This window comes from Kosakonia arachidis (genome assembly GCF_900116535.1).
GTDB classification, from domain to species: domain Bacteria; phylum Pseudomonadota; class Gammaproteobacteria; order Enterobacterales; family Enterobacteriaceae; genus Kosakonia; species Kosakonia arachidis.
In genome coordinates, this window is sequence record NZ_FPAU01000004.1 from 212685 (window position 1) to 233463 (window position 20779).

Here is a 20779-nt window from a genome sequence, read left to right on the forward strand (position 1 = left end):
TGCCTACACTGCGCGCTGGTTTATCATTTTGGGGAAAGAGATGCTTAATAACGATATCCTGCGCAGCCTGCGTTACACACTGCAAGTGGACAATAACGCGCTGGTGCGCATTCTTGCGCTGGCGGACACGGAGGTCACTGCCGAGCAGATTGCACCGTGGCTGCGTAAAGAGGATGAGGCAGGGTATAAGCCATGTCCGGATATTGTGTTATCCGCTTTTCTCAATGGGCTGATTTATGAAAAACGCGGTAAAGATGACAGCGCGCCGCCACTGGTGGCCGAGCGCAAACTGAATAACAACATTGTACTCAAAAAATTGCGTATCGCTTTTTCGTTAAAGACCGACGATATTCTGGCGATCCTCACCGCACAGCAGTTCCGCGTGTCGATGCCGGAAATCACTGCCATGATGCGCGCGCCGGAACATAAAAATTTCCGTGAGTGCGGCGACCAGTTTCTGCGTTATTTCCTGCGTGGCTTAGCCAGCAAGGTGCAAAAGCCGAAAGCACAGGCCTGATAAGCGAAACGTTATCAGGCGCTATGTTGCCTGAGTGCAGTAAAACGCTGCCGGATGGCGACGTTGACGAATCCGGCCTGTGATCTTTACAGGCCCGGTAAGCGCAGCGCCACCGGGTAAGATGACGAATTACTTAACCTCTTTAAAACCCTTCGCTTTCAGCAACGCTTCCGATTTCTGCATACTGATGCCATCCTGCGCTGTGCCGGTAAAGGCTGTGCCCTGCAACGTATTCAGATCGGCGAAATTCACCGCGCTGTAATCCACATCCAGCGTCTCCTGCGCATAGGTTTGCTGGTAATCAACGCTCTCTTTGATCCCTTTGACACTCTGGTATTTCTGGCTGATAGGCCCGAGGACTTTCATCGCCTCTTCTTTGTTGCTTGCACCAATGGCGCTGTAATCGATCTTATTTTTCGCCGTCTGGCGTAGCACTTTGTCGTCTTTATAGTAATAGGTTAGCGTTAGCTCAGTTCCTGGTGCCGACCAGCTAAACGTTTTGCTCTGCTCTTTCTCCTCGCAGCCGCTCAGGCTGAGGAGCAGGATAAAGGCGAAAAGGGCGGCAAAAAGATGACGGATATTCACGGTGATTCCCCTGTTTCTATAAACTGGTATCAGTATAGAAAAAAGGCGCTGATATCAGCGCCTTTATTGTTATTTGACCTGTTGGCCTGCTTTCGCACCGCTGTCCGGGCTGAGCAGGAAGATGTCTTTGCCGCCAGGACCGGCAGCCATCACCATTCCTTCGGAGATGCCGAAGCGCATTTTACGTGGTGCAAGGTTCGCCACCATCACCGTCAGACGGCCAATCAGTGCACCTGGATCCGGGTAGGCAGAACGAATGCCAGAGAAGACATTGCGTTTCTCGCCGTCCAAATCCAGCGTCAGGCGCAGCAGCTTGTCAGAGCCTTCAACGAATTCTGCGTTCTCAATCAGCGCAACGCGCAGATCGACTTTGGCGAAATCATCAAAGCTGATGGTTTCCTGAATCGGATTGTCGGCCAGTTCGCCGGCCACTGGCGCGGCAGCCGCTTTCACTTCCTCTTTTGACGCTTCAACCAGCGCTTCCACTTGTTTCATCTCAATGCGGTTATACAACGCTTTAAAGGTATTCACTTTATGGCCGAGCAGAGGCTGGTTGATGGCATCCCACGCCAGCGTGGTGTTGAGGAACGCTTCCGCACGCTCAGAAAGCGACGGCAGAACCGGTTTCAGGTAAGTCAGCAACACGCGGAACAGGTTGAGGCCCATTGAGCAGATAGCTTGCAGATCGGCATCGCGGCCTTCCTGTTTTGCCACCACCCACGGCGCCTGCTCATCAACATAGCGGTTAGCGACATCAGCCAGTGCCATGATTTCGCGTACCGCTTTGCCGAATTCGCGGCTTTCCCACGCTTCACCAATACTGGTCGCCGCGTCGATAAAGGTCTGGTATAGCGCCGGATCCGCCAGCTCTGCCGCCAGCACGCCGTCAAAGCGCTTGGCGATAAAGCCCGCGTTACGGGAGGCCAGGTTGACCACTTTGTTGACGATGTCGGCGTTCACTCGCTGGATAAAGTCCTCCAGGTTAAGGTCGATATCATCAATGCGCGAAGAGAGCTTCGCTGCGTAGTAGTAGCGCAGACTGTCGGCGTCAAAATGGTTCAGCCAGGTGCTGGCTTTAATGAAGGTGCCACGCGATTTGGACATCTTCGCGCCGTTCACCGTCACATAGCCGTGAACAAACAGGTTGGTCGGTTTACGGAAATTGCTGCCTTCCAGCATCGCTGGCCAGAACAGGCTGTGGAAGTAGACGATATCTTTACCGATAAAGTGATACAGCTCGGTGTCGGAATCTTTCTTCCAGTATTCGTCGAAGCTTACGGTATCGCCGCGTTTGTCACACAGGTTTTTGAACGAGCCCATGTAGCCGATCGGCGCATCCAGCCAGACGTAGAAATATTTGCCCGGCGCGCCCGGAATTTCGAAGCCGAAGTACGGCGCATCGCGCGAGATATCCCACTGTTGCAGCCCGGACTCGAACCACTCCTGCATTTTGTTGGCCACCTGCTCCTGCAGCGCGCCGCTGCGGGTCCACGCCTGCAACATTTCGCTGAAGGAGGGCAGATCGAAGAAGAAGTGCTCCGAATCACGCATTATTGGCGTCGCACCGGATACCACGGATTTCGGCTCAATCAGCTCGGTCGGGCTATAGGTCGCGCCGCACACCTCGCAGTTATCGCCGTACTGATCCGGGGATTTACATTTCGGGCAGGTGCCTTTCACAAAACGGTCCGGCAGGAACATGCCTTTTTCCGGATCGTAGAGCTGGGAGATAGTGCGGTTTTTAATAAAACCATTCTCTTTCAGGCGCGTGTAGATCAGCTCCGACAGCTCGCGGTTCTCGTCGCTGTGTGTGGAGTGGTAGTTGTCGTAGCTGATGTTAAAGCCAGCAAAATCGGTCTGATGTTCCTGACTCATTTCGGTGATCATCTGCTCCGGGCTGATCCCCAGTTGCTGCGCTTTCAGCATGATCGGCGTGCCGTGTGCATCGTCCGCGCAAATGAAATTCACCTCATGGCCGCGCATTCGCTGGTAACGGACCCAGACATCAGCCTGGATGTGCTCCAGCATATGGCCGAGGTGGATAGAGCCGTTAGCGTACGGCAGTGCGCACGTTACCAGAATTTTCTTCGCGACTTGAGTCATAGTAGGCATTACATCTTCTTGAGAAAAAGGGGTATCGATAGTACCAAAAGGGGAATTAGCGCGCTACGCGATCGAGGCCGTTTTAAACCATATATGCAGATATACACGTTATCCTTCAAACTGCCTCTTTGTTGGCTTCGCTTTTGCACCCCAGTCACTGACTTATGTAAGCGCCTGGGGCTGCGCAGTCTTGCTGCCTCGACGCAGTGTGAATAATTTTGTGTATAGGGGAATAATTGAACGACGCCAGCAGGCGCGTTTAAACCCATGTATCAATATGCGCAATAATTACGCTATGGGTTAATGGCATGAATCCGTAAATGGATAATTATTACCTGTGCGGTAAACTTGGCCGCTACAATGTCGTTTCTTCAGAACAACTACAAAGGAGTCGGGATGAGTTCGCAATCCCCGGCCAAATCCCCGGAAGCTTTACGCGCCATAGTTTCGGGAATATTGGCCAATTTTCAGCACCCAACCCTGAAGCATAACCTCACGGCGTTAAAAGCCGTGCACCATGTTGCATGGCTGGATGACACCCTGCATATCGAACTGGTGATGCCGTTCGTCTGGCGTACCGCGTTTGAAGAGTTGAAAGCGCAGTGCAGTGCGGAGCTGCTGCGTATTACCGAAGCGCGCGCCATCGACTGGAAGCTGTCGCACAACATCGCCACCCTGAAACGCGTGAAGAATCAGCCTGGTGTCAACGGCGTGAAAAACATCATTGCGGTCAGTTCCGGCAAAGGCGGTGTAGGGAAGTCCTCCACGGCTGTAAACCTGGCACTGGCGCTGGCGGCGGAAGGGGCGAAAGTCGGTATTCTGGATGCGGACATCTACGGTCCGTCTATTCCGCTGATGCTGGGCGCAGAACATGAACGCCCGACCTCGCCGGACGGAACGCATATGGCGCCGATCATGGCGCATGGTCTGGCGACGAACTCCATCGGCTATCTGGTCACCGACGATAACGCTATGGTGTGGCGCGGCCCGATGGCCAGCAAAGCGCTGTTGCAACTGTTGCAGGAATCGATGTGGCCGGATCTTGATTACCTGGTGCTGGATATGCCGCCAGGCACCGGAGATATCCAGTTAACGCTGGCGCAGAACATTCCGGTCACTGGTGCAGTGGTGGTTACCACGCCGCAGGACATTGCGCTGATCGACGCCAAAAAAGGCATCGTGATGTTCGAGAAAGTGGAAGTGCCGGTTCTGGGGATCGTTGAGAACATGAGCATGCACATTTGCAGTAACTGCGGTCACCACGAGCCGATTTTTGGCACTGGCGGCGCAGAGAAGCTGGCGGAGCAGTATCACACCCAACTGCTTGGTCAGTTGCCGCTGCACATTACGTTGCGTGAAGATCTGGATAAAGGCACGCCGACAGTTGTCAGCCGCCCGGACAGCGAATTTACGGCTATCTACCGCAATCTTGCGGATCGTGTTGCCGCGCAGCTTTACTGGCAGGGCGAAGTTATTCCTGGCGATATCGCCTTTCGCGCGGTGTAAAACCAGGGTGATTGCGATGCGGCTGCGAAGTTGGCTACGTCGCAGATTCGAAGAGAGAGCAGGCCGGATGGGGTAATGATGCTTCCGGCCTGCAAGTTTACTGCTTCACCAATTTTACTTTTTCACATAGTGCATCAGCACGTAATCCCCTTCCGGTGACACACCCTGTGCTTCTGCGTGCCAGCCGTGGCGCTCATAAAACGCCAGCGCGGCCTTATTGTGCAGCAAGCATTTCAGCGCACCGGTACCGCTAAACGTGGTCTGTACATGTTTGAGAAGCGCGCTGCCGACCCCTTTGCCCTGAAAGACCGGGTCAACAAACAAGTTATGCAGGAAGTTGTCGTTTTCGTACACTGAAGCGAAACCGAGGCGGTGACCCTCCTGTTCAGCGACCCAAATCACTTCATCGAGGGTGACGGCATCAAAGTCTTCCAGTTGCCAGTCATCTCCATCGAGCCAGCTCCAGCTGGCTCTCCGGGCTTGTAAAAACAGCGTACGCAGGAATGGCCTGTCACTCTCCTCCCAGCGGCGAATAATCACAGGCGCGCCCTTAACGATGGTAGAAAATGTCGCCGTTATAGGCTTTGAGGATTTTGCCTTCAGCGTCGGTGATCAGCACGTAGTTGCCACCCATGTAAGTCCAGTGACTACCGGGTTGCGGTGCGGGCAGATTACGCAACTGCCACTGTTTGATGTTGTACTCTTCGCTACGGTACATTGCTGGCACAGTATCGCCGATATTGAATTTAGTAAAGTCAGCGACAAAGTTAGTAATTTCATATGATTGCGTGCCGGTCGCTCCCTGAGTGGCCGTCTGCGGAGCCGCAAACGCCGAGGAGGCGGTGACCAACAGCGCGCCCAGAAGCATCATTTTTGTTTTACGCATTGTTTCTCCAGGTTGTTCTTTTTACATTTCACGCAGTTGCTTACGTAGCACGCTATCATTGCCGTTAATACGGTGCTGAGCAACCATGAAAAAATAACGCTTTGGTAAAAAGTGTAAGCAAACCCAGGTCGTCGCTGTACAAGCGGAGCGCGATTTTCGCTATCCGCTTGTAACATTTGGGAATAATCCTGGTTGGCCGCTCAGCCAGCAAACCCTTCCAGCACAATCTTGCCGACGGCGCGCTGGCTTTCCAGCAGTGCATGCGCTTTACGTAAATTCGCGGCATTGATGGTGCCAAAGTGCTCACCGAGCGTGGTTTTCAGGACGCCCTGATCAATCAACTGCGCCACGCGGGCGAGCAGCTTGTGTTGCTCGATAATATCTCGGGTGGTGAACATTGAACGGGTAAACATAAATTCCCAGTGCAGAGAGAGGCTTTTCACCTTCAGCGGCACGACATCCAGGCTTTCCGGATCGTCAATCAGCGCCAGCTTACCCTGCGGTTGCAGCGCATTAATTAACTGCTGATAGTGCTCCTGGGTATTGTTCAGGCTGGCAACGTGCGTCACCTGCGCAATGCCAATCCGTGCCAGTTCTTCGGTCAGCGGTTTGCTGTGATCAATCACATGATGTGCACCCAGCTCTTTCACCCACTGCTGGCTGGCAGGGCGCGATGCGGTGCCGATCACTGTCAGGCGGGTCAGTTTACGCGCCAACTGCGTCATGATGGAACCTACGCCACCCGCCGCGCCAACGATCAGCAACACATCACCTTCGTTGCCGTTCTCGTTGATGCCGAGCCGGTCAAACAGCATTTCCCAGGCGGTGATAGCGGTCAGCGGCAGCGCCGCAGCCTGGGCGTTATTCAGCGTTTTAGGTTTGTGCGCCACAATGCGTTCATCGACCAGTTGATATTCGCTGTTACTGCCCGGACGGGTCAACGCGCCCGCATACCACACTGCATCACCCGGCTTAAACAGCGTTACCGCCTCACCAACGGCTTTGACCACACCGACGGCGTCCCAGCCCAGTACTCGCGGGGTATCAGCATTAAACCCGGCACGAACTTTGGTATCAACCGGGTTGACGGATACCGCTTTTACTTCGACCAGTAGATCGTGGCCGCTGGCCTGTGGTTGCGGCAGCTCAATATCGCTGAGGAAATCCAGATTACTGCTACCCTGCGCAGCGCGGGTAATGGCGATTGCTTTCATATGTGCTCCATTAAGTAAGGGGTGTGAATGGTGTGTGATTAATGGTAGTCAGGCGGATTGATATGAGAAACCATCAGAATCGGGAAGCACTTATCCTCTGACAGTGAAAATCATCCGGCGAGCAATGACCCGTAAGCATTTAGCAGGCGACAAACGGGTCGCGCAGGGGAGGGAATCGATATCGCAGATGGATCGGGTAACGCAGTAAAGCGCAGTGCTGGTGGAGCAACGCGTGGCAGCACTATGCGATCGCGCGCTGGCATTGTAGAGCGCTGTCGTCGGCGTTTATCTGGCGTAAATCCCTTGCCCGATGGTACTTCGCTTATCGGACCTGGGAAGATGGGGTAATCTCGTCGTAACCGTAAGTCGAATAAGGCATTAGCCGCCATTCGACAAAGGGACTGGCGGCGTCGCAAGCTGGATAAAATGTCTTAATCGACGTTCGGCACCGGAATATCGGCACTGACGCGCAGATTCTGGTCGTCGAAAATCATGCAGTGCGGGCTGTCGAAAGCGAGTGTGATTTTCTGCCACGGGCGGAAATGCACATCGCCGGGCAGCAGGATTTTAATGTTGTCGTGGCCGTAGCACTGGCCAAAAAGATAAGTATTGTTGCCGAGCCGCTCTACTACTTCGCACTGGAACTCCAGTTGCGTAGCGCGTGTGACATCGGTAGAGAGATGCTCCGGGCGGATCCCCAGTGTCACCGTTGCCCCCGGCTCAAGGCGCGAAGTCTTGATAGACAGCGTTAACGGATGCCCCTGCGCAAGCGTGACGGTAAGCTCTCCCGGTTGCCATGTTTTTACCGTTGCGGGCAGGAAGTTCATCTTCGGCGAGCCGATAAAACCGGCGACAAACTTGTTTTTCGGATTGTAATAGAGCTCCATCGGCGAGCCCATCTGCTCAACGTTTCCGTAATTCATCACCACGATTTTATCGGCCAGCGTCATCGCTTCCACCTGGTCATGAGTGACATACACCATGGTGGTTTTCAGCTCTTGATGCAGACGAGCGATATGCAGGCGCATCTCAACGCGCAGTTCGGCATCCAGGTTGGAGAGCGGTTCATCAAACATAAACACGCGTGGGTTACGCACAATCGCGCGACCAATCGCCACGCGCTGGCGCTGACCGCCGGAGAGCTGTTTCGGTTTTCTGTCCAGCAGATGGCCGAGCTGTAAGGTCTTGGCGACCATCTCCACCTGGCGGCGGATCTCCTCTTTCGGCACTTTGTTCACTTTCAGGCCGTAGCCCATATTTTCCGCCACGGTCATATGCGGATAGAGCGCATAAGACTGAAACACCATTGAGACACCGCGATGCGCGGGTGCGACATCGTTCATCACCTCGTCGCCAATCAATACTTCCCCTTCGCTGACCTCTTCCAGTCCCGCAATCATGCGCAGCATGGTCGATTTTCCGCAGCCAGAAGGGCCGACAAACACGGCGAACTCGCCGTCTTCAATCGACAGATTCACATTGTTCAGCGTCACCGTGTCGCCGAACCGCTTGGTGACATTCCTCAGTCGTATATTGGACATCAACGTTCCCCGAAATTAGTAGCCGTTATGTGCTGCGATAAGCGCGTTGTCGGATGTTTTTGTTTTACGTATAACAATCAGGCGACGGAGCTGCTCAACCGCGAAAATTCATGCTCAGACTATAACTTCCAGTGATTTCGCGCCCTATATCGAATTTCCATTTCTGTTGCATCTGTCACACAACTGACAGTTAATTCTCGTTTTATTCATCTCTCAAGCGTAGCGTATAACAAATCAGATATGGCGCATGAATGCGTCTTAAGCCCAGTGATATCAGGTGATTTTTAAGCTGTCTCATCGGATGTTACACCATAAAAACCGCTAAAATGTTATACCTTGACATGAGGGTGATAATGAAAAAAAGAACACTTACCGCACTGATCCTCTCTGCACTGGCTGCTGGCCAGTTTATTAGCCTGTCAGCGCACGCGGCGACAAAGCAACTTAACGTCTGGGAAGACATCAAAAAGTCCGTCGGTATCCAGGATGCCGTCAAAGATTTTGAGCAAAAGTACGACGTTAAAGTGAACGTGCAGGAGATGCCCTACGCACAGCAACTGGAAAAATTACGCCTTGATGGCCCGGCCGGCATCGGGCCGGATGTGCTGGTTATCCCCAATGATCAGTTGGGCGGCGCGGTTGTGCAAGGGCTACTGGCCCCCCTGAATCTGGACAAAGAAAAGGTTGACGCCTTTACTCCGGCGTCCATCAACGCCTTTCGTCTGGATAACACTCTGTATGGCGTACCGAAAGCGGTAGAAACGTTGGTGCTGATTTACAACAAAGATCTTATCGACAAGCCGCTACAAAGCCTGCCGGAGTGGCTCGATTACTCGAAAAAGCAGCGTGAGCAAAACAAATACGGTCTGTTAGCGAAATTTGACCAGATCTACTACAGCTGGGGCGCAATCGGCCCAATGGGTGGTTACCTTTTCGGCAAAAACGACAAAGGCGGCTACAACCCGCAGGATATCGGCCTGAATAAACCCGGCGCGGTGGAAGCGGTCACTTTCCTGAAAAAATTCTACAGCGAAGGGGTGTTTCCGTCGGGGATCCTGGGCGATAACGGGCTGAATGCCATTGATTCGCTGTTTACCGAGAAAAAAGCCGTGGCGGTGATTAACGGCCCGTGGGCTTTTCAGCCCTATGAAGCCGCTGGCATTAACTACGGCGTGGTGCCGTTACCAAACTTACCGGACGGCAAACCGATGAGCTCCTTCCTCGGTGTGAAAGGCTATGTCGTCTCCACCTGGAGCAAAGACAAGCAACTGGCACAGCAATTTATCGAATTTATCAACCAGCCGCAGTATGTGAAAACGCGCTATATCGCTACCCGCGAGATCCCGGCACAGAAAGCGATGATTGACGATCCGATCATTAAAAATGACGAAAAAGCCAGTGCAGTGGCGGTACAGGCTGCACGCGCGACGGCGATGCCGGGTATTCCGGAGATGGGTGAGGTCTGGGGACCGGCAAATGCCGCGCTGGAACTGAGTCTGACCGGCAAGCAGGAACCGCAGGCCGCACTCGATGCCGCGACCAAACAGATCCATATGCAAGTTGAAGCCATGCAGGCCAGTAACCAGTAACCGCCTGTTGTAGCAGAACGGGAGGGCAACCTCCCGTTGTCGAAAAGGAGTCATACGTGATTATCAGTCCCAGCGAGAATTTTGCCAAAACGCAAGGTGCAGGGCGTCATGCGTGGTGCGGGCTGCTGCTGGCCATTGTGCCGGGTTTTGGTCAGTTTTATCATCGCCAGTGGCTAAAAGGCCTTATCTTCCTCGTCCTGCTGAGCAGTTTTACCGGCATTTTTTATGATTTTTTGCGCGAGGGGATCTGGGGGTTATATACCCTTGGCGAAGAAGTACCGCGCGATAACTCGATCTTTTTGCTGGCAGAAGGGATAATCAGCCTGCTGATTATCGCCTTTGGCCTGATGGTCTGGTATCTGTCGCTACGCGATGCATGGATCAACGGCAAAAAGCGCGACGAAGGTAAATCGCTGAACAGTGTGCGCAAGCAGTATCAACTGTTGCTCAGCGAGGGTTTTCCCTATCTGATGATCACGCCCGGCTTTATCCTGCTGGTGTTTGTGGTGATTTTCCCGATCCTGTTCGGCTTCTCCATTGCTTTCACCAACTACAACCTCTACCACACACCACCCGCCAAACTGGTGGACTGGGTGGGATTAAAGAATTTCGTCAATATCTTTACCCTGTCGATCTGGCGTTCGACCTTCCTCGATGTATTGCAGTGGACGGTGGTCTGGACACTGCTGGCAACTACGTTGCAATGCACCGTTGGCGTGCTGCTGGCGATCCTGGTGAACCAGAAAGATTTGTGCTTCAAACCACTGGTTCGCACTATTTTTATTCTGCCGTGGGCGGTGCCGGGCTTTGTCACCATTCTGGTGTTTGCCGGAATGTTTAACGACTCATTTGGCGTGATTAACAACGCCATTCTGGCTTTCTTCGGTATTGCGCCGAAAGCGTGGCTGACCGATCCGTTCTGGACGAAAACCGCGCTGATCATGATGCAAACGTGGCTCGGCTTCCCGTTTGTCTTTGCCATGACTACCGGGGTATTGCAGGCGATTCCGGACGATCTGTACGAAGCGGCGAAGATGGATGGTGCCAGCACCTGGACCCGTCTGCGCACCATTACGCTGCCGCTGGTGCTCTACTCAATCGCGCCGATCATCATCACCCAGTACACCTTCAATTTTAATAATTTCAACATTATCTACCTGTTTAACAACGGTGGCCCGGCGGTGGCAGGCGCGAACGCTGGCGGCACCGATATCCTGGTGTCGTGGATCTACAAACTGACGATGTCCTCTTCGCAGTACGCGATTGCGGCGACCATCACCATTTTGCTGTCGATTTTTGTCGTCGGGTTGGCGTTGTGGCAGTTCCGCGCCACCAAATCTTTTAAAAACGACGACATGGCATAAGGGAAGAAAAATGGCTAAATCTCAAAGTATCCGCCGTGAGAAGTGGATCCGCCTGTCGCTCTCCTGGCTGGTTATTGCGCTGGTATCGTTGATCATTATCTACCCGCTGGTCTGGACGGTCGGCGCGTCGCTGAACGCCGGTAACAGCCTGCTCAGCACCTCGATCATCCCGGAGAACCTCTCATTTCAGCACTATGCCGATCTGTTTAACGGCCAGGTGAACTACCTGACCTGGTACTGGAACTCAATGAAGATCAGCCTGCTGACGATGGCGCTGACCTTAATCAGCGTCAGCTTTACCGCCTACGCCTTTTCGCGCTTTCGTTTTAAGGGGCGGCAGAATGGCCTGATGCTGTTTTTGCTGTTGCAGATGATCCCGCAGTTTTCCGCACTGATCGCCATCTTCGTGCTGTCGCAACTGCTGGGCTTGATCAACAGCCATATGGCGCTGGTGCTGATCTACGTGGCAGGGATGATCCCGATGAATACCTGGCTGATGAAGGGCTATCTCGATGCCATCCCGCGCGATCTGGATGAGTCTGCGCGCATGGACGGCGCCAGCAACTTCCGCATCTTTATTGAGATAATTATGCCGCTGTCGAAGCCGATTGTGGCGGTAGTGGCGCTGTTCTCCTTCACCGGACCGCTGGGGGATTTCATCCTCTCCAGCACCATTTTGCGCACCCCGGATAAATACACGCTGCCGATTGGCCTCTACAACCTGGTGTCGCAAAAAATGGGTGCCAGTTACACCACCTATGCGGCGGGCGCGGTATTGATCGCCGTGCCAGTGGCCATTCTCTACCTCGCCTTACAAAAATACTTCGTCTCCGGCCTGACCTCCGGCAGCACCAAAGGATAACCACATGAAAAGATTTACACCCGCTCTGCTTGCTGTTTGTTTCTGTAGTTTGTCCGCCAGCACGTTTGCCGCCGACGCGTTAAAGACGCGCCCATTCAGCGGCATGCCTGCCGACTTTATTAAAGGGGCTGATATCTCCACGCTGTTAGATGCCGAAAAGCACGGGGCGAAGTTTTATAACGACAAAAATCAGCAACAGGATGCGCTCGCCATCCTGAAAGCCAATGGCGTTAACTATGTGCGCCTGCGTTTGTGGGTCGATCCGAAAGATGCACAGGGCCATGCTTACGGCGGTGGCGATAACGACCTGGCGACCACACTGGCGCTGGCAAAACGGGCAAAAGCACAGGGCATGAAGCTGCTGCTCGATCTTCACTACAGCGATTTCTGGACCGATCCTGGCAAACAGTTCAAACCGAAAGCCTGGGAAAAAATGGATTATGCGCAGCTAAAAACGGCGATCCACGACTATACCCGCGATACCATCGCCCGCTTTAAGCAAGAGGGTGTGTTACCGGATATGGTGCAAATCGGTAACGAAATTAACTCTGGCATCCTGTGGCCGGAAGGCAAAAGCTGGGGGCAGGGCGGCGGCGAATTTGACCGGCTGGCTGGGCTGCTCACTTCAGCGATTGACGGGCTGAAGGAGAATCTGAAAAACGGTGAACAGGTGAAGATCATGCTGCACCTGGCGGAGGGTACCAAAAACGATACCTTCCGCTGGTGGTTTGATGAAATCACCAAACGCAATGTGCCGTTCGATGTAATTGGCCTGTCGATGTATACCTACTGGAACGGGCCGATAAGCGCGTTGCAGGCCAATATGGACGATATCAGCAAGCGCTACAACAAAGATGTCATTGTGGTGGAAGCCGCTTATGGCTATACGCTGGCTAACTGCGATAACGCGGAAAATAGCTTCCAGGAGAAAGAAGAGAAAGCGGGCGGCTACCCTGGCACCGTACAGGGACAATATGACTATATCCACGATTTAATGCAGTCAGTGATTAATGTTCAGGGGCATCGCGGCAAAGGTATTTTTTATTGGGAGCCAACCTGGATTGCCGTACCAGGAAATACCTGGGCGACGCAGGCGGGAATGAATTATATCAACGATAAGTGGAAAGAGGGCAACGCGCGGGAAAATCAGGCGCTGTTTGATTGTCAGGGAAAAGTGCTGCCCTCCGTTAAAGTCTTTAATTAACTCTGGTGTTGTAAATTTCAGGACATTTTATATGAATAAATTTGCGCCTTTAAGCCCGAAGGTTGTCTCGCTATTGCATGGCGCGGACTATAACCCGGAACAATGGGAGAATTACCCCGGCATTATTGATAACGATATTGCCATGATGAAACAGGCAAATTGCAATGTCATGTCGGTTGGGATATTTAGCTGGTCGAAACTGGAACCACGGGAAGGTGAATTTAATTTCGACTGGCTGGATTCAGTGATTGAAAAATTATATACGGCGGGAATTCATATTTTTCTCGCCACGCCAAGCGGCGCGCGGCCCGCCTGGATGTCGCAGAAATACCCGGAAGTGCTGCGTGTCGGGCGCGATCGCGTGCCGGCGCTGCACGGCGGGCGGCACAACCACTGCATGACATCGCCGGTTTACCGGGAAAAAACGCTCAAAATCAACACGCTGCTGGCGGAGCGCTATGCCCAGCATCCGGCGGTACTCGGCTGGCATGTTTCCAACGAGTACGGCGGGGAATGCCACTGCGATTTGTGTCAGCAAAAATTCCGCGACTGGCTGCAGGCCCGTTATCAGACGCTGGAAAACCTTAACCACGCCTGGTGGAGCGATTTCTGGAGCCACACTTACAGCGACTGGTCGCAAATTCAGTCGCCAGCGCCGCAGGGCGAAGTCTCCATTCACGGGCTGAACCTTGACTGGCGACGTTTTAATACTGCGCAGGTGAGCGACTTTTGCCGCCATGAAGTGGCCCCGCTGAAAGCGCCTAACGCGGCGCTGCCGGTGACCACCAACTTTATGGAGTATTTCTACGATTACGACTACTGGCAGCTTGCCGAAGCGATCGACTTTATCTCCTGGGATAGCTATCCGATGTGGCACCGGGACAAAGACGAAACGCAGCTCGCCTGCTACACCGCAATGTATCACGACATGATGCGCACGCTGAAAGGCGGCAAACCGTTTGTACTGATGGAATCCACGCCGAGCGTCACCAACTGGCAGCCAACCAGCAAAGTGAAAAAACCAGGGATGCATATTCTGTCGTCATTGCAGGCAGTGGCGCACGGTGCGGATTCGGTACAGTACTTTCAGTGGCGCAAAAGTCGCGGTTCGGTTGAGAAGTTCCACGGCGCGGTGATCGACCATGTTGGCCACCTGGATACCCGCGTCGGGCGCGAAGTGTGTGCATTGGGCGAGATGTTGGCAAAACTCACGCCGATAATGGGCTGTTGTACTGACGCACGCGTGGCGATCATTTTCGACCAGCAAAACCGTTGGGCGCTGGATGATGCCGAAGGCCCGCGCAATAAGGGGATGGAGTACGAAAAAACGGTTAATGAGCACTACCGCCCATTCTGGGAAAAGGGCATCGCGGTGGATGTCATTAACGCCGACGCGGATCTGGGCCGTTATCAACTGGTGATTGCACCCATGCTCTATATGGTGCGTGAAGGTTTTGCCGAGCGCGCCGAAGCGTTTGTCGCGGCGGGTGGGCACCTGGTGACCTCCTACTGGACCGGCGTGGTGAACGAGAGCGATCTCTGCTATCTCGGCGGTTTCCCTGGCCCGTTGCGCAAACTGGTGGGGATCTGGGCAGAGGAGATCGACTGCCTTGACGATAACGAACGCAATCTGGTTCAGGGGCTGGCGGGCAATGAGGCCGGATTACAGGGGCCGTACCAGATTCGTCATCTGTGTGAACTGATCCACGCCGAGAGCGCCAAACCGTTGGCCACTTACCGGGATGATTTTTACGCCGGACGTCCAGCGGTAACGGTCAATCAGTTCGGTAAAGGTAAAGCGTGGCACGTTGCTTCGCGCAACGATCTGGCTTTTCAGCGCGATTTCTTCGCCAGCATTATTGATGAACTGGCGCTGCCGCGCGCCGTTGAGCAGGATTTCCCGCCGGGCGTGGTGGCAACTGCGCGTACCGACGGTGAAACCACGTTTGTCTTTATCCAGAACTTCAGCGCCCAGCAACAGACGATTACGCTGCCGCAAGGCTACCAGGATTGTCTGTCGGCCACGACCGTCAGTGGCTTGCTGGTGCTAACGCCGTGGGATTGTCGCGTCGTTAGCCGCCAGGCGTAAGCCGACGTTATGTGCCTGCCCATTCGGGCAGGCTTTTTTTTATCTGTTGAAAATCAGGAGCCGATGATGGTGAGTCTTAAATCCTTCCTGCACTACTTCTCTGAACCAAAAAATACCACGGCCATCCCCATCAGCGAGGCCGAGCTGCAACTGATCCAGCGGCTGGCGCAGGCATTTGGCGGTGCGGAGAATATTGAAAATGTTGATGCTTGTCTGACCCGTTTGCGTGTGACGGTGAAAGATCTGGCTATTGTGGATTCACAGGCGCTGCAAAATGAAGGCGCGCTGGGGGTGATTATTCTCGGTCAGCAGGTGCATGCCATATTTGGTAAACAGTCGGATGCGTTGCGTAAATTACTTGATGAACATTTTTCTTCCCGCACATAAATAAAAAAGGGATACCCGTTAGGGTATCCCGAAATAAATAACAGAAAAGCAATGGCAATATAAATTCTGTCAGGCAATGGCCCGGCAGTTCTCGGAGATAAATAACAAGGATAATAAGTTAACAGACAATATCATTCGCGTTATATCGTGTCGATAAACCTGCTCGCACTCAAATAATTGAACGCAGTGAACAGATTCAGACAATAAAGAAATAACGTGAAGGATGAAGTGTCGTTACCACCAGGCTTCCACCTGTACGCCAAAGTTCCACGTATTATTTTTGGTGCCGTCTTCAAACGCTTTTCCATCTTCCGAATCATTTAAATACGAAGCGAATACGCGCAATTCAGGGCGTGACATAAATTCCGGACCATCCGCCAGACCTACAGCGAAGGTGTATTTTTCACCGCTCTGTTTGTAGTGGGTGCCGTTTTTATAGTCGTCTTTCTGGTAGAAACCGCCGACTTCACCAATCAGACGTACATAATTAGTAAGCTGATACTGCGCACGACCGACCAGTGAAACCAGGCGGGTTTTGTCGGTATATTCCGTGATGTCGTTGGCTGAACCATAGGTCAGTACGTGGTTCAGCGAGAACTTTTCGGTAAGCGGAATCAGGCCGGTGTTAATCACGCGGTAACCGCTGGCATCGTTCACATAGTGCCACATGTCATACCAGCCGCCGCCCTGCGATACCATGTTTTGCGCCAGCCCTTTGTTGGCGTATTGCAGTACCAGTTTGTTATAGCCGCCAAACATATCCTGGCTGATTTCGCTGGTCACCATCACGCCGTCATCCGCCTGGTATAATCCACCGTACTCTTTCTGTTTTTTGGTCGGATTTGGCATAGCGTAGTCAATGCCGAACTCTGTCCACGCGCCTGACCATGGCTTCCAGCCCGCATAGCGAACATCGATATAGTTGATGTTGACGTTGTTATCGTTATCGACGCGGTAATCAACATCGTTGGCGTCGCCACGGATCCAGGCCACCGAGACCGCGCCTGGGCCGAAGGTGTAGTTTTCAATCCCGGCGCCGGAACCGGAGATGTTCCAGTATTTGGTATCGATGATGTGCAGATCGTGGCGCTGGTAGTAACGCTTACCGCCCCAGATTACAGCATTGGGATCGTTGGGTATAAGCCCTTTGATTTGCAGATTCAGCTGGCGCAGACCGAACTGCGCATCGTCGCCGATGGTGGTTTCATTGTCGTTAGAGCCATCGGAAACCATGCTCACCATGCTGTCGAGGTAAAAACTCACCTCGTCTTTTTTATACACTTCCGAGCCCAGTTCCAGTTCGCCGTAGGTATCGGATTCGTTACCCAGACGGCCCAGTTTGTTCTTCTGCCACTCAACCTGCCCGCCATCGCCGGACACGCCTACGCCGCCGCGTAGGTAGCCGTGAAAGTCGATCGGTACAGATGTCGCAGCCAACAGTGAAGGTGAAGTCAGCGCAGCGGCTAACGCAAGAGTGAGAGTGCGTAGCGTAGTGTTCATATCATTCCTCTTATTGTTTTGTATTACGTTCACATAAACGATGTCATAAAATGCCTAAATGTAAAAACAGGCAAACTAACGATTGCGAATGTGTGATTAACTGCAAATAAATCAGCCTTTTTTGTTACCAATGGCGAATTTCTTCACAATTATGGATATTGTGAGCGTGATACTTATTTGGTGAAATTTAAGCAGGAGAATGTGTGGTGAGCGTTTTTTTAGGCAGCCCCTGTTACACTTGGCGCATAACAACATAAGGAACCGGACCATGAAGTCTAAAAGTGCAACGCTGGAAGACGTAGCCCGCCATGCGGGTGTCTCCTACCAGACCGTGTCCAGGGTACTCAACAAATCTGCCAATGTATCCGAAACCACGCGTTTAAAAGTGGAGAAATCCATAGAGTTATTGCGTTATGTGCCGAACAGGCTGGCGCAACAGTTAGTGGGAAAGCAGAGCCAGACCATCGGTCTGGTGACCACTTCGCTGGCGCTGCATGCCCCTTCTCAGGTGGCGGCGGCAGTGAAACGTTACGCCAACCTTGATGGCTACCAGGTCTTGATTTCGATGATCGATGAGAACGTCAATCACGATATCCAATTCGCCATCAATGAACTGAAATCGCAACTGGTCGATAAAGTGATTATCAACGTGCCGTTGGAAACTGAAGAGGCACAGCATATCGCCTCTGACAACGATGACATCGTCTGCTTGTTTCTGGATGTGGATCCGTACAGTTCCGTGTTTAACGTTTCGTTTAACCCGGCAGACGGCACCCGCGCCAGCGTTAAGCATCTGTATGAGCTGGGTCACCGTGAGATTGCGCTGCTGGCCGGGCCGGAATCGTCGGTGTCAGCGAAACTGCGGCTGAAAAGCTGGATCGATACGCTCAGCAACTATGGGCTGAAACCGGTCACGGTGTTTCATGGTAACTGGGATGCACAGAGCGGATACGCTGGCGCATTACAGATGCTGCGCGAAACACCGAATTTCACCGCCGTGCTGGTAGGAAACGATCAGATGGCGCTGGGCGTATTGAGTGCCTTCCATCAACATCAGATTGCCATTCCCGGCGAAAAATCGGTTGTGGGTTACGACGGCACCTATGAAAGTTCGTTCTTCTATCCATCGCTGACCACCGTCTCGCTGGATCTCGATTTGCAGGGTAAAGAAGCAGTGCGCCGTCTGCTCGACAGCGGTCACGGCGATGCCGCGCGCAGCTCGTCAGTACTGCCTGCAAGGCTCATTGTGCGCCATTCAACCGGCGAGTTGCAGGAACAGGGGACCAATTTGCAGGAGATCTCCCAGCAATTGCAGGCTATTGCGCATAAATTGTGGAAATAAAAAATACACGAAGCGCCACCGGCATTGTGCCAGTAGCGCTTCGGTTTACAGTAACGACTGTGCTTTGGGCGTCAGTTTTAGAAAACGCATCATGCCAGGGCGGCGTTCAGAGGTGAGCAACAGGCGGTTGTCGTCGGTAAAGTCGCGCAGTTCAGGCAGGTTACTGGTTTCGCGTTCAACGCGCTGTATGGTCTCAAGCTCGAAGTACTGCGCAGCATTGCGCAAAAAGGCGTTGTATTTGGTGAGGAAATCGTCCATCCAGTGGTGAATTTCAATGATCACCGTGCAGGATTTAAGCAGATTTAATACCTCGTCGGTCAGCAATTCAAACTCGAAGCCTTCGATGTCGACCAGCACCAGCGCGTTATCCAGATCTTGCGCGCGCAGGCTGGCAAAACTGGTGGCATTCGCTTCGCCGAGTATGGTCAGCTCGCCGACCGAGTGGTTCTTTTTCCAGTTTTCCGCAATGACGCTGCGGCCTTTTTCCGTTTGCTCAAAGCAGATGGTCTTACCAATCTTGCCCGAAACCAGCATACCGATGGCGTAGTAGCCATCTGCAGCACCAATGTCGATAAAGGTTGAGAAGCGGCCAGCTTCTGTTGCCTCGATCAGATTCAGGATCTCCTTTTCGTACAGTCCCAGGCACTGGGAGCCGAGATCGAGTTTTCCCCACCAGGTGTCGCGATCGAGATGTAATCCTTTGAACGGGCCATATTTCACGGTACCCTGCAACAGGTCGAAGACCTCTAATGACATGCGTTCCTGACGCTCGCGAATGGTTTCGCGACGCCAGTTTTCTCTCTGCTCCAGCGTGGACTGCTGCGCGCGTTCCAGCATCGGATGGAAATAATCTGCTTCCGCTAAAATAAATTGTTCTACGTTGTTCATTTTCATTATCACCTGAGTGCGGTTAGGCGCTTATTCACAATGACTGCAAAATACGTTTACGCTCGGCGTCGTCTTGCTGGGGCGTGTAGTCCGCAACCGCACAGGAGGCGCAAATGCCTTGCTTCAGTCCGAAATCAAACAGCCCGCGGCGGAAACCGCTGAGGGTTTTTGACGCGTAAATATCAAAAATGGATGATGTCGCCACGTTGCCCGCCGGTGCGAGGTTGGTTTTGTCATCTAAAAAGCTTTCACAACACGGCTGTACTGTACCATCGTAAAAGATGGTGAATTCGCGAAACGGTTTGACGCAGGGGCTGGTGCGAATGGTTGCCGACGCGGCATGATCGGCTAACACGCCCGCCCGGTTGGTGCCATATTTGCGCCAGTCTGGCCACTGGATCTTGATTTGCACGCCGCGATGGCGGAATAAAATCGACGTCGAGTTGACCACGTCGTCGATGCTGAAATCCGGGTACTTATCGCCGCACTCCAGCTTATCCAGCAGTTTGGTTACCCGGCGGCGGATCGCGGCAGGGGTTTGTGTAACATTTGAAGAGGGATGCAGCGTGACACAGATATTGTTTAACCCGCTGTCAGAGAGCGAAACCAGACGTTCGATATCGAGAAAATCCCCGTTGCTATTAAAGGCGATATGGCTATAAGGCAGCGCATCTTTGATGAGGGTGATTTTGCGCTCCAGATCTAAATCCAGCAGCGGCTCGTTATAGAGATTCAAAGAGATGCGGTTTTCGTAGCGAATCGATGCCAGTTCGGCGCAGATCTTCTCCAGTGCGGCCGCATCCATATAACGCTGAAGCGCCTGGCGGTTAGAGAAACTCACCGGGCAGTAATCGCACTTACGGTTGCAGTTATACGACAACTCCAGGTTAATGATTTCCACGTGACGCTTAAACATGATCTGTTTTTGCTCCGTGGTCAGCGTCTCGCTGCGTCGGCTGTCTAGCAGGTTCTTGATGCTCTCATCTGATGCAAAGCTGATCTGCTCAAAATAATTCATGTACATTCTCCTGCCGCAACCGCATGTTAGTAGAACTCGTGCTTTGAGTTTTGTAATGCATTGATATTATTTTATATATTTCGGCATCATGCCGACGAACTACCAGACGCCGTGTAATGATATCGGCTAGCAGGCTGAAAACCTGAGTCCGCCACTGGATAATTAATTTCCTTTAGGAGACAGG

At 52.9% G+C, this 20779-nt stretch carries 18 protein-coding genes; 9 read left to right on the forward strand and 9 right to left on the reverse strand.

Translation table 11 applies throughout. The features are described 5' to 3' along the window. Positions 1-40 precede the first annotated feature (40 nt). Positions 41-517: a YehS family protein gene (locus BM427_RS15935; protein WP_090123132.1), complete on the forward strand. Its 477-nt coding sequence runs from the start codon at positions 41-43 to the stop codon at positions 515-517. Positions 518-646: 129 nt separating this feature from the next. Here BM427_RS15935 and BM427_RS15940 read toward each other — a convergent pair whose 3' ends face one another. Both BM427_RS15940 and metG read right to left on the reverse strand, forming a co-directional pair. Continuing rightward, entirely contained in the window at positions 647-1102 is a 456-nt protein-coding gene (locus BM427_RS15940; RefSeq protein WP_090123134.1) for a YehR family lipoprotein, read from the reverse strand. A gap of 69 nt (positions 1103-1171) precedes the next feature. Continuing rightward, entirely contained in the window at positions 1172-3205 is a 2034-nt protein-coding gene (metG, locus tag BM427_RS15945; RefSeq protein WP_090123838.1) for a methionine--tRNA ligase, read from the reverse strand. 396 nt (positions 3206-3601) lie between these two features. Between metG and apbC the strand changes: the two genes are divergently transcribed. Continuing rightward, positions 3602-4711: an iron-sulfur cluster carrier protein ApbC gene (gene apbC, locus BM427_RS15950; RefSeq protein WP_090123136.1), complete on the forward strand. Its 1110-nt coding sequence runs from the start codon at positions 3602-3604 to the stop codon at positions 4709-4711. A 114-nt stretch (positions 4712-4825) separates the two neighbouring features. Here apbC and BM427_RS15955 read toward each other — a convergent pair whose 3' ends face one another. The 4 genes from BM427_RS15955 to BM427_RS15970 all read right to left on the reverse strand — a co-directional run bounded on the left by BM427_RS15955 (position 4826) and on the right by BM427_RS15970 (position 8352). Continuing rightward, a complete protein-coding gene (locus BM427_RS15955) occupies positions 4826-5251 on the reverse strand; it encodes a GNAT family N-acetyltransferase (RefSeq protein ID WP_090123137.1) in 426 nt (141 codons plus the stop codon). Between the two features lie 10 nt (positions 5252-5261). Further along, entirely contained in the window at positions 5262-5597 is a 336-nt protein-coding gene (locus BM427_RS15960) for an RcnB family protein (protein WP_090123139.1), read from the reverse strand. A gap of 200 nt (positions 5598-5797) precedes the next feature. Beyond that, entirely contained in the window at positions 5798-6811 is a 1014-nt protein-coding gene (locus BM427_RS15965; RefSeq protein ID WP_090123141.1) for a zinc-binding alcohol dehydrogenase family protein, read from the reverse strand. Positions 6812-7242: 431 nt separating this feature from the next. Further along, complete coding sequence (locus BM427_RS15970; RefSeq protein WP_090123143.1) at positions 7243-8352, reverse strand: ABC transporter ATP-binding protein; 1110 nt, start codon at positions 8350-8352, stop codon at positions 7243-7245. A 353-nt stretch (positions 8353-8705) separates the two neighbouring features. On the opposite strand from BM427_RS15970, the gene BM427_RS15975 reads away from it, so the two are divergent. From BM427_RS15975 to BM427_RS16000, 6 genes are all read left to right on the forward strand, one after another. Beyond that, a complete protein-coding gene (locus BM427_RS15975; RefSeq protein WP_090123145.1) occupies positions 8706-9941 on the forward strand; it encodes an extracellular solute-binding protein in 1236 nt (411 codons plus the stop codon). Between the two features lie 56 nt (positions 9942-9997). Continuing rightward, positions 9998-11305: a carbohydrate ABC transporter permease gene (locus tag BM427_RS15980; RefSeq protein WP_090123147.1), complete on the forward strand. Its 1308-nt coding sequence runs from the start codon at positions 9998-10000 to the stop codon at positions 11303-11305. Between the two features lie 10 nt (positions 11306-11315). Next, positions 11316-12167 (forward strand): sugar ABC transporter permease, encoded by an 852-nt coding sequence (locus BM427_RS15985; protein ID WP_090123149.1) that lies wholly within the window; start codon positions 11316-11318, stop codon positions 12165-12167. 4 nt (positions 12168-12171) lie between these two features. Then, positions 12172-13371, forward strand: coding sequence for a glycoside hydrolase family 53 protein (locus BM427_RS15990; protein WP_090123151.1), 1200 nt, complete (start codon positions 12172-12174; stop codon positions 13369-13371). 31 nt (positions 13372-13402) lie between these two features. Further along, positions 13403-15460 carry a beta-galactosidase gene (locus tag BM427_RS15995; protein WP_090123153.1) on the forward strand — a complete coding sequence of 686 codons (2058 nt, stop codon included), beginning with the start codon at positions 13403-13405 and terminating at the stop codon, positions 15458-15460. 66 nt (positions 15461-15526) lie between these two features. Beyond that, positions 15527-15847, forward strand: a complete 321-nt coding sequence (locus BM427_RS16000; RefSeq protein WP_090123155.1) for a PTS sugar transporter subunit IIB — start codon at positions 15527-15529, stop codon at positions 15845-15847. Between the two features lie 234 nt (positions 15848-16081). Here BM427_RS16000 and BM427_RS16005 read toward each other — a convergent pair whose 3' ends face one another. Then, positions 16082-17347 (reverse strand): maltoporin, encoded by a 1266-nt coding sequence (locus tag BM427_RS16005; protein ID WP_090123157.1) that lies wholly within the window; start codon positions 17345-17347, stop codon positions 16082-16084. A 268-nt stretch (positions 17348-17615) separates the two neighbouring features. Between BM427_RS16005 and BM427_RS16010 the strand changes: the two genes are divergently transcribed. Next, positions 17616-18689, forward strand: coding sequence for a LacI family DNA-binding transcriptional regulator (locus tag BM427_RS16010; protein ID WP_090123159.1), 1074 nt, complete (start codon positions 17616-17618; stop codon positions 18687-18689). 45 nt (positions 18690-18734) lie between these two features. Here BM427_RS16010 and BM427_RS16015 read toward each other — a convergent pair whose 3' ends face one another. Both BM427_RS16015 and BM427_RS16020 read right to left on the reverse strand, forming a co-directional pair. Beyond that, entirely contained in the window at positions 18735-19577 is an 843-nt protein-coding gene (locus tag BM427_RS16015) for a class I SAM-dependent methyltransferase (RefSeq protein ID WP_244316565.1), read from the reverse strand. Positions 19578-19611: 34 nt separating this feature from the next. Further along, positions 19612-20595 carry a radical SAM/SPASM domain-containing protein gene (locus BM427_RS16020; RefSeq protein ID WP_167518569.1) on the reverse strand — a complete coding sequence of 328 codons (984 nt, stop codon included), beginning with the start codon at positions 20593-20595 and terminating at the stop codon, positions 19612-19614. Between the last annotated feature and the right edge of the window lie 184 nt (positions 20596-20779).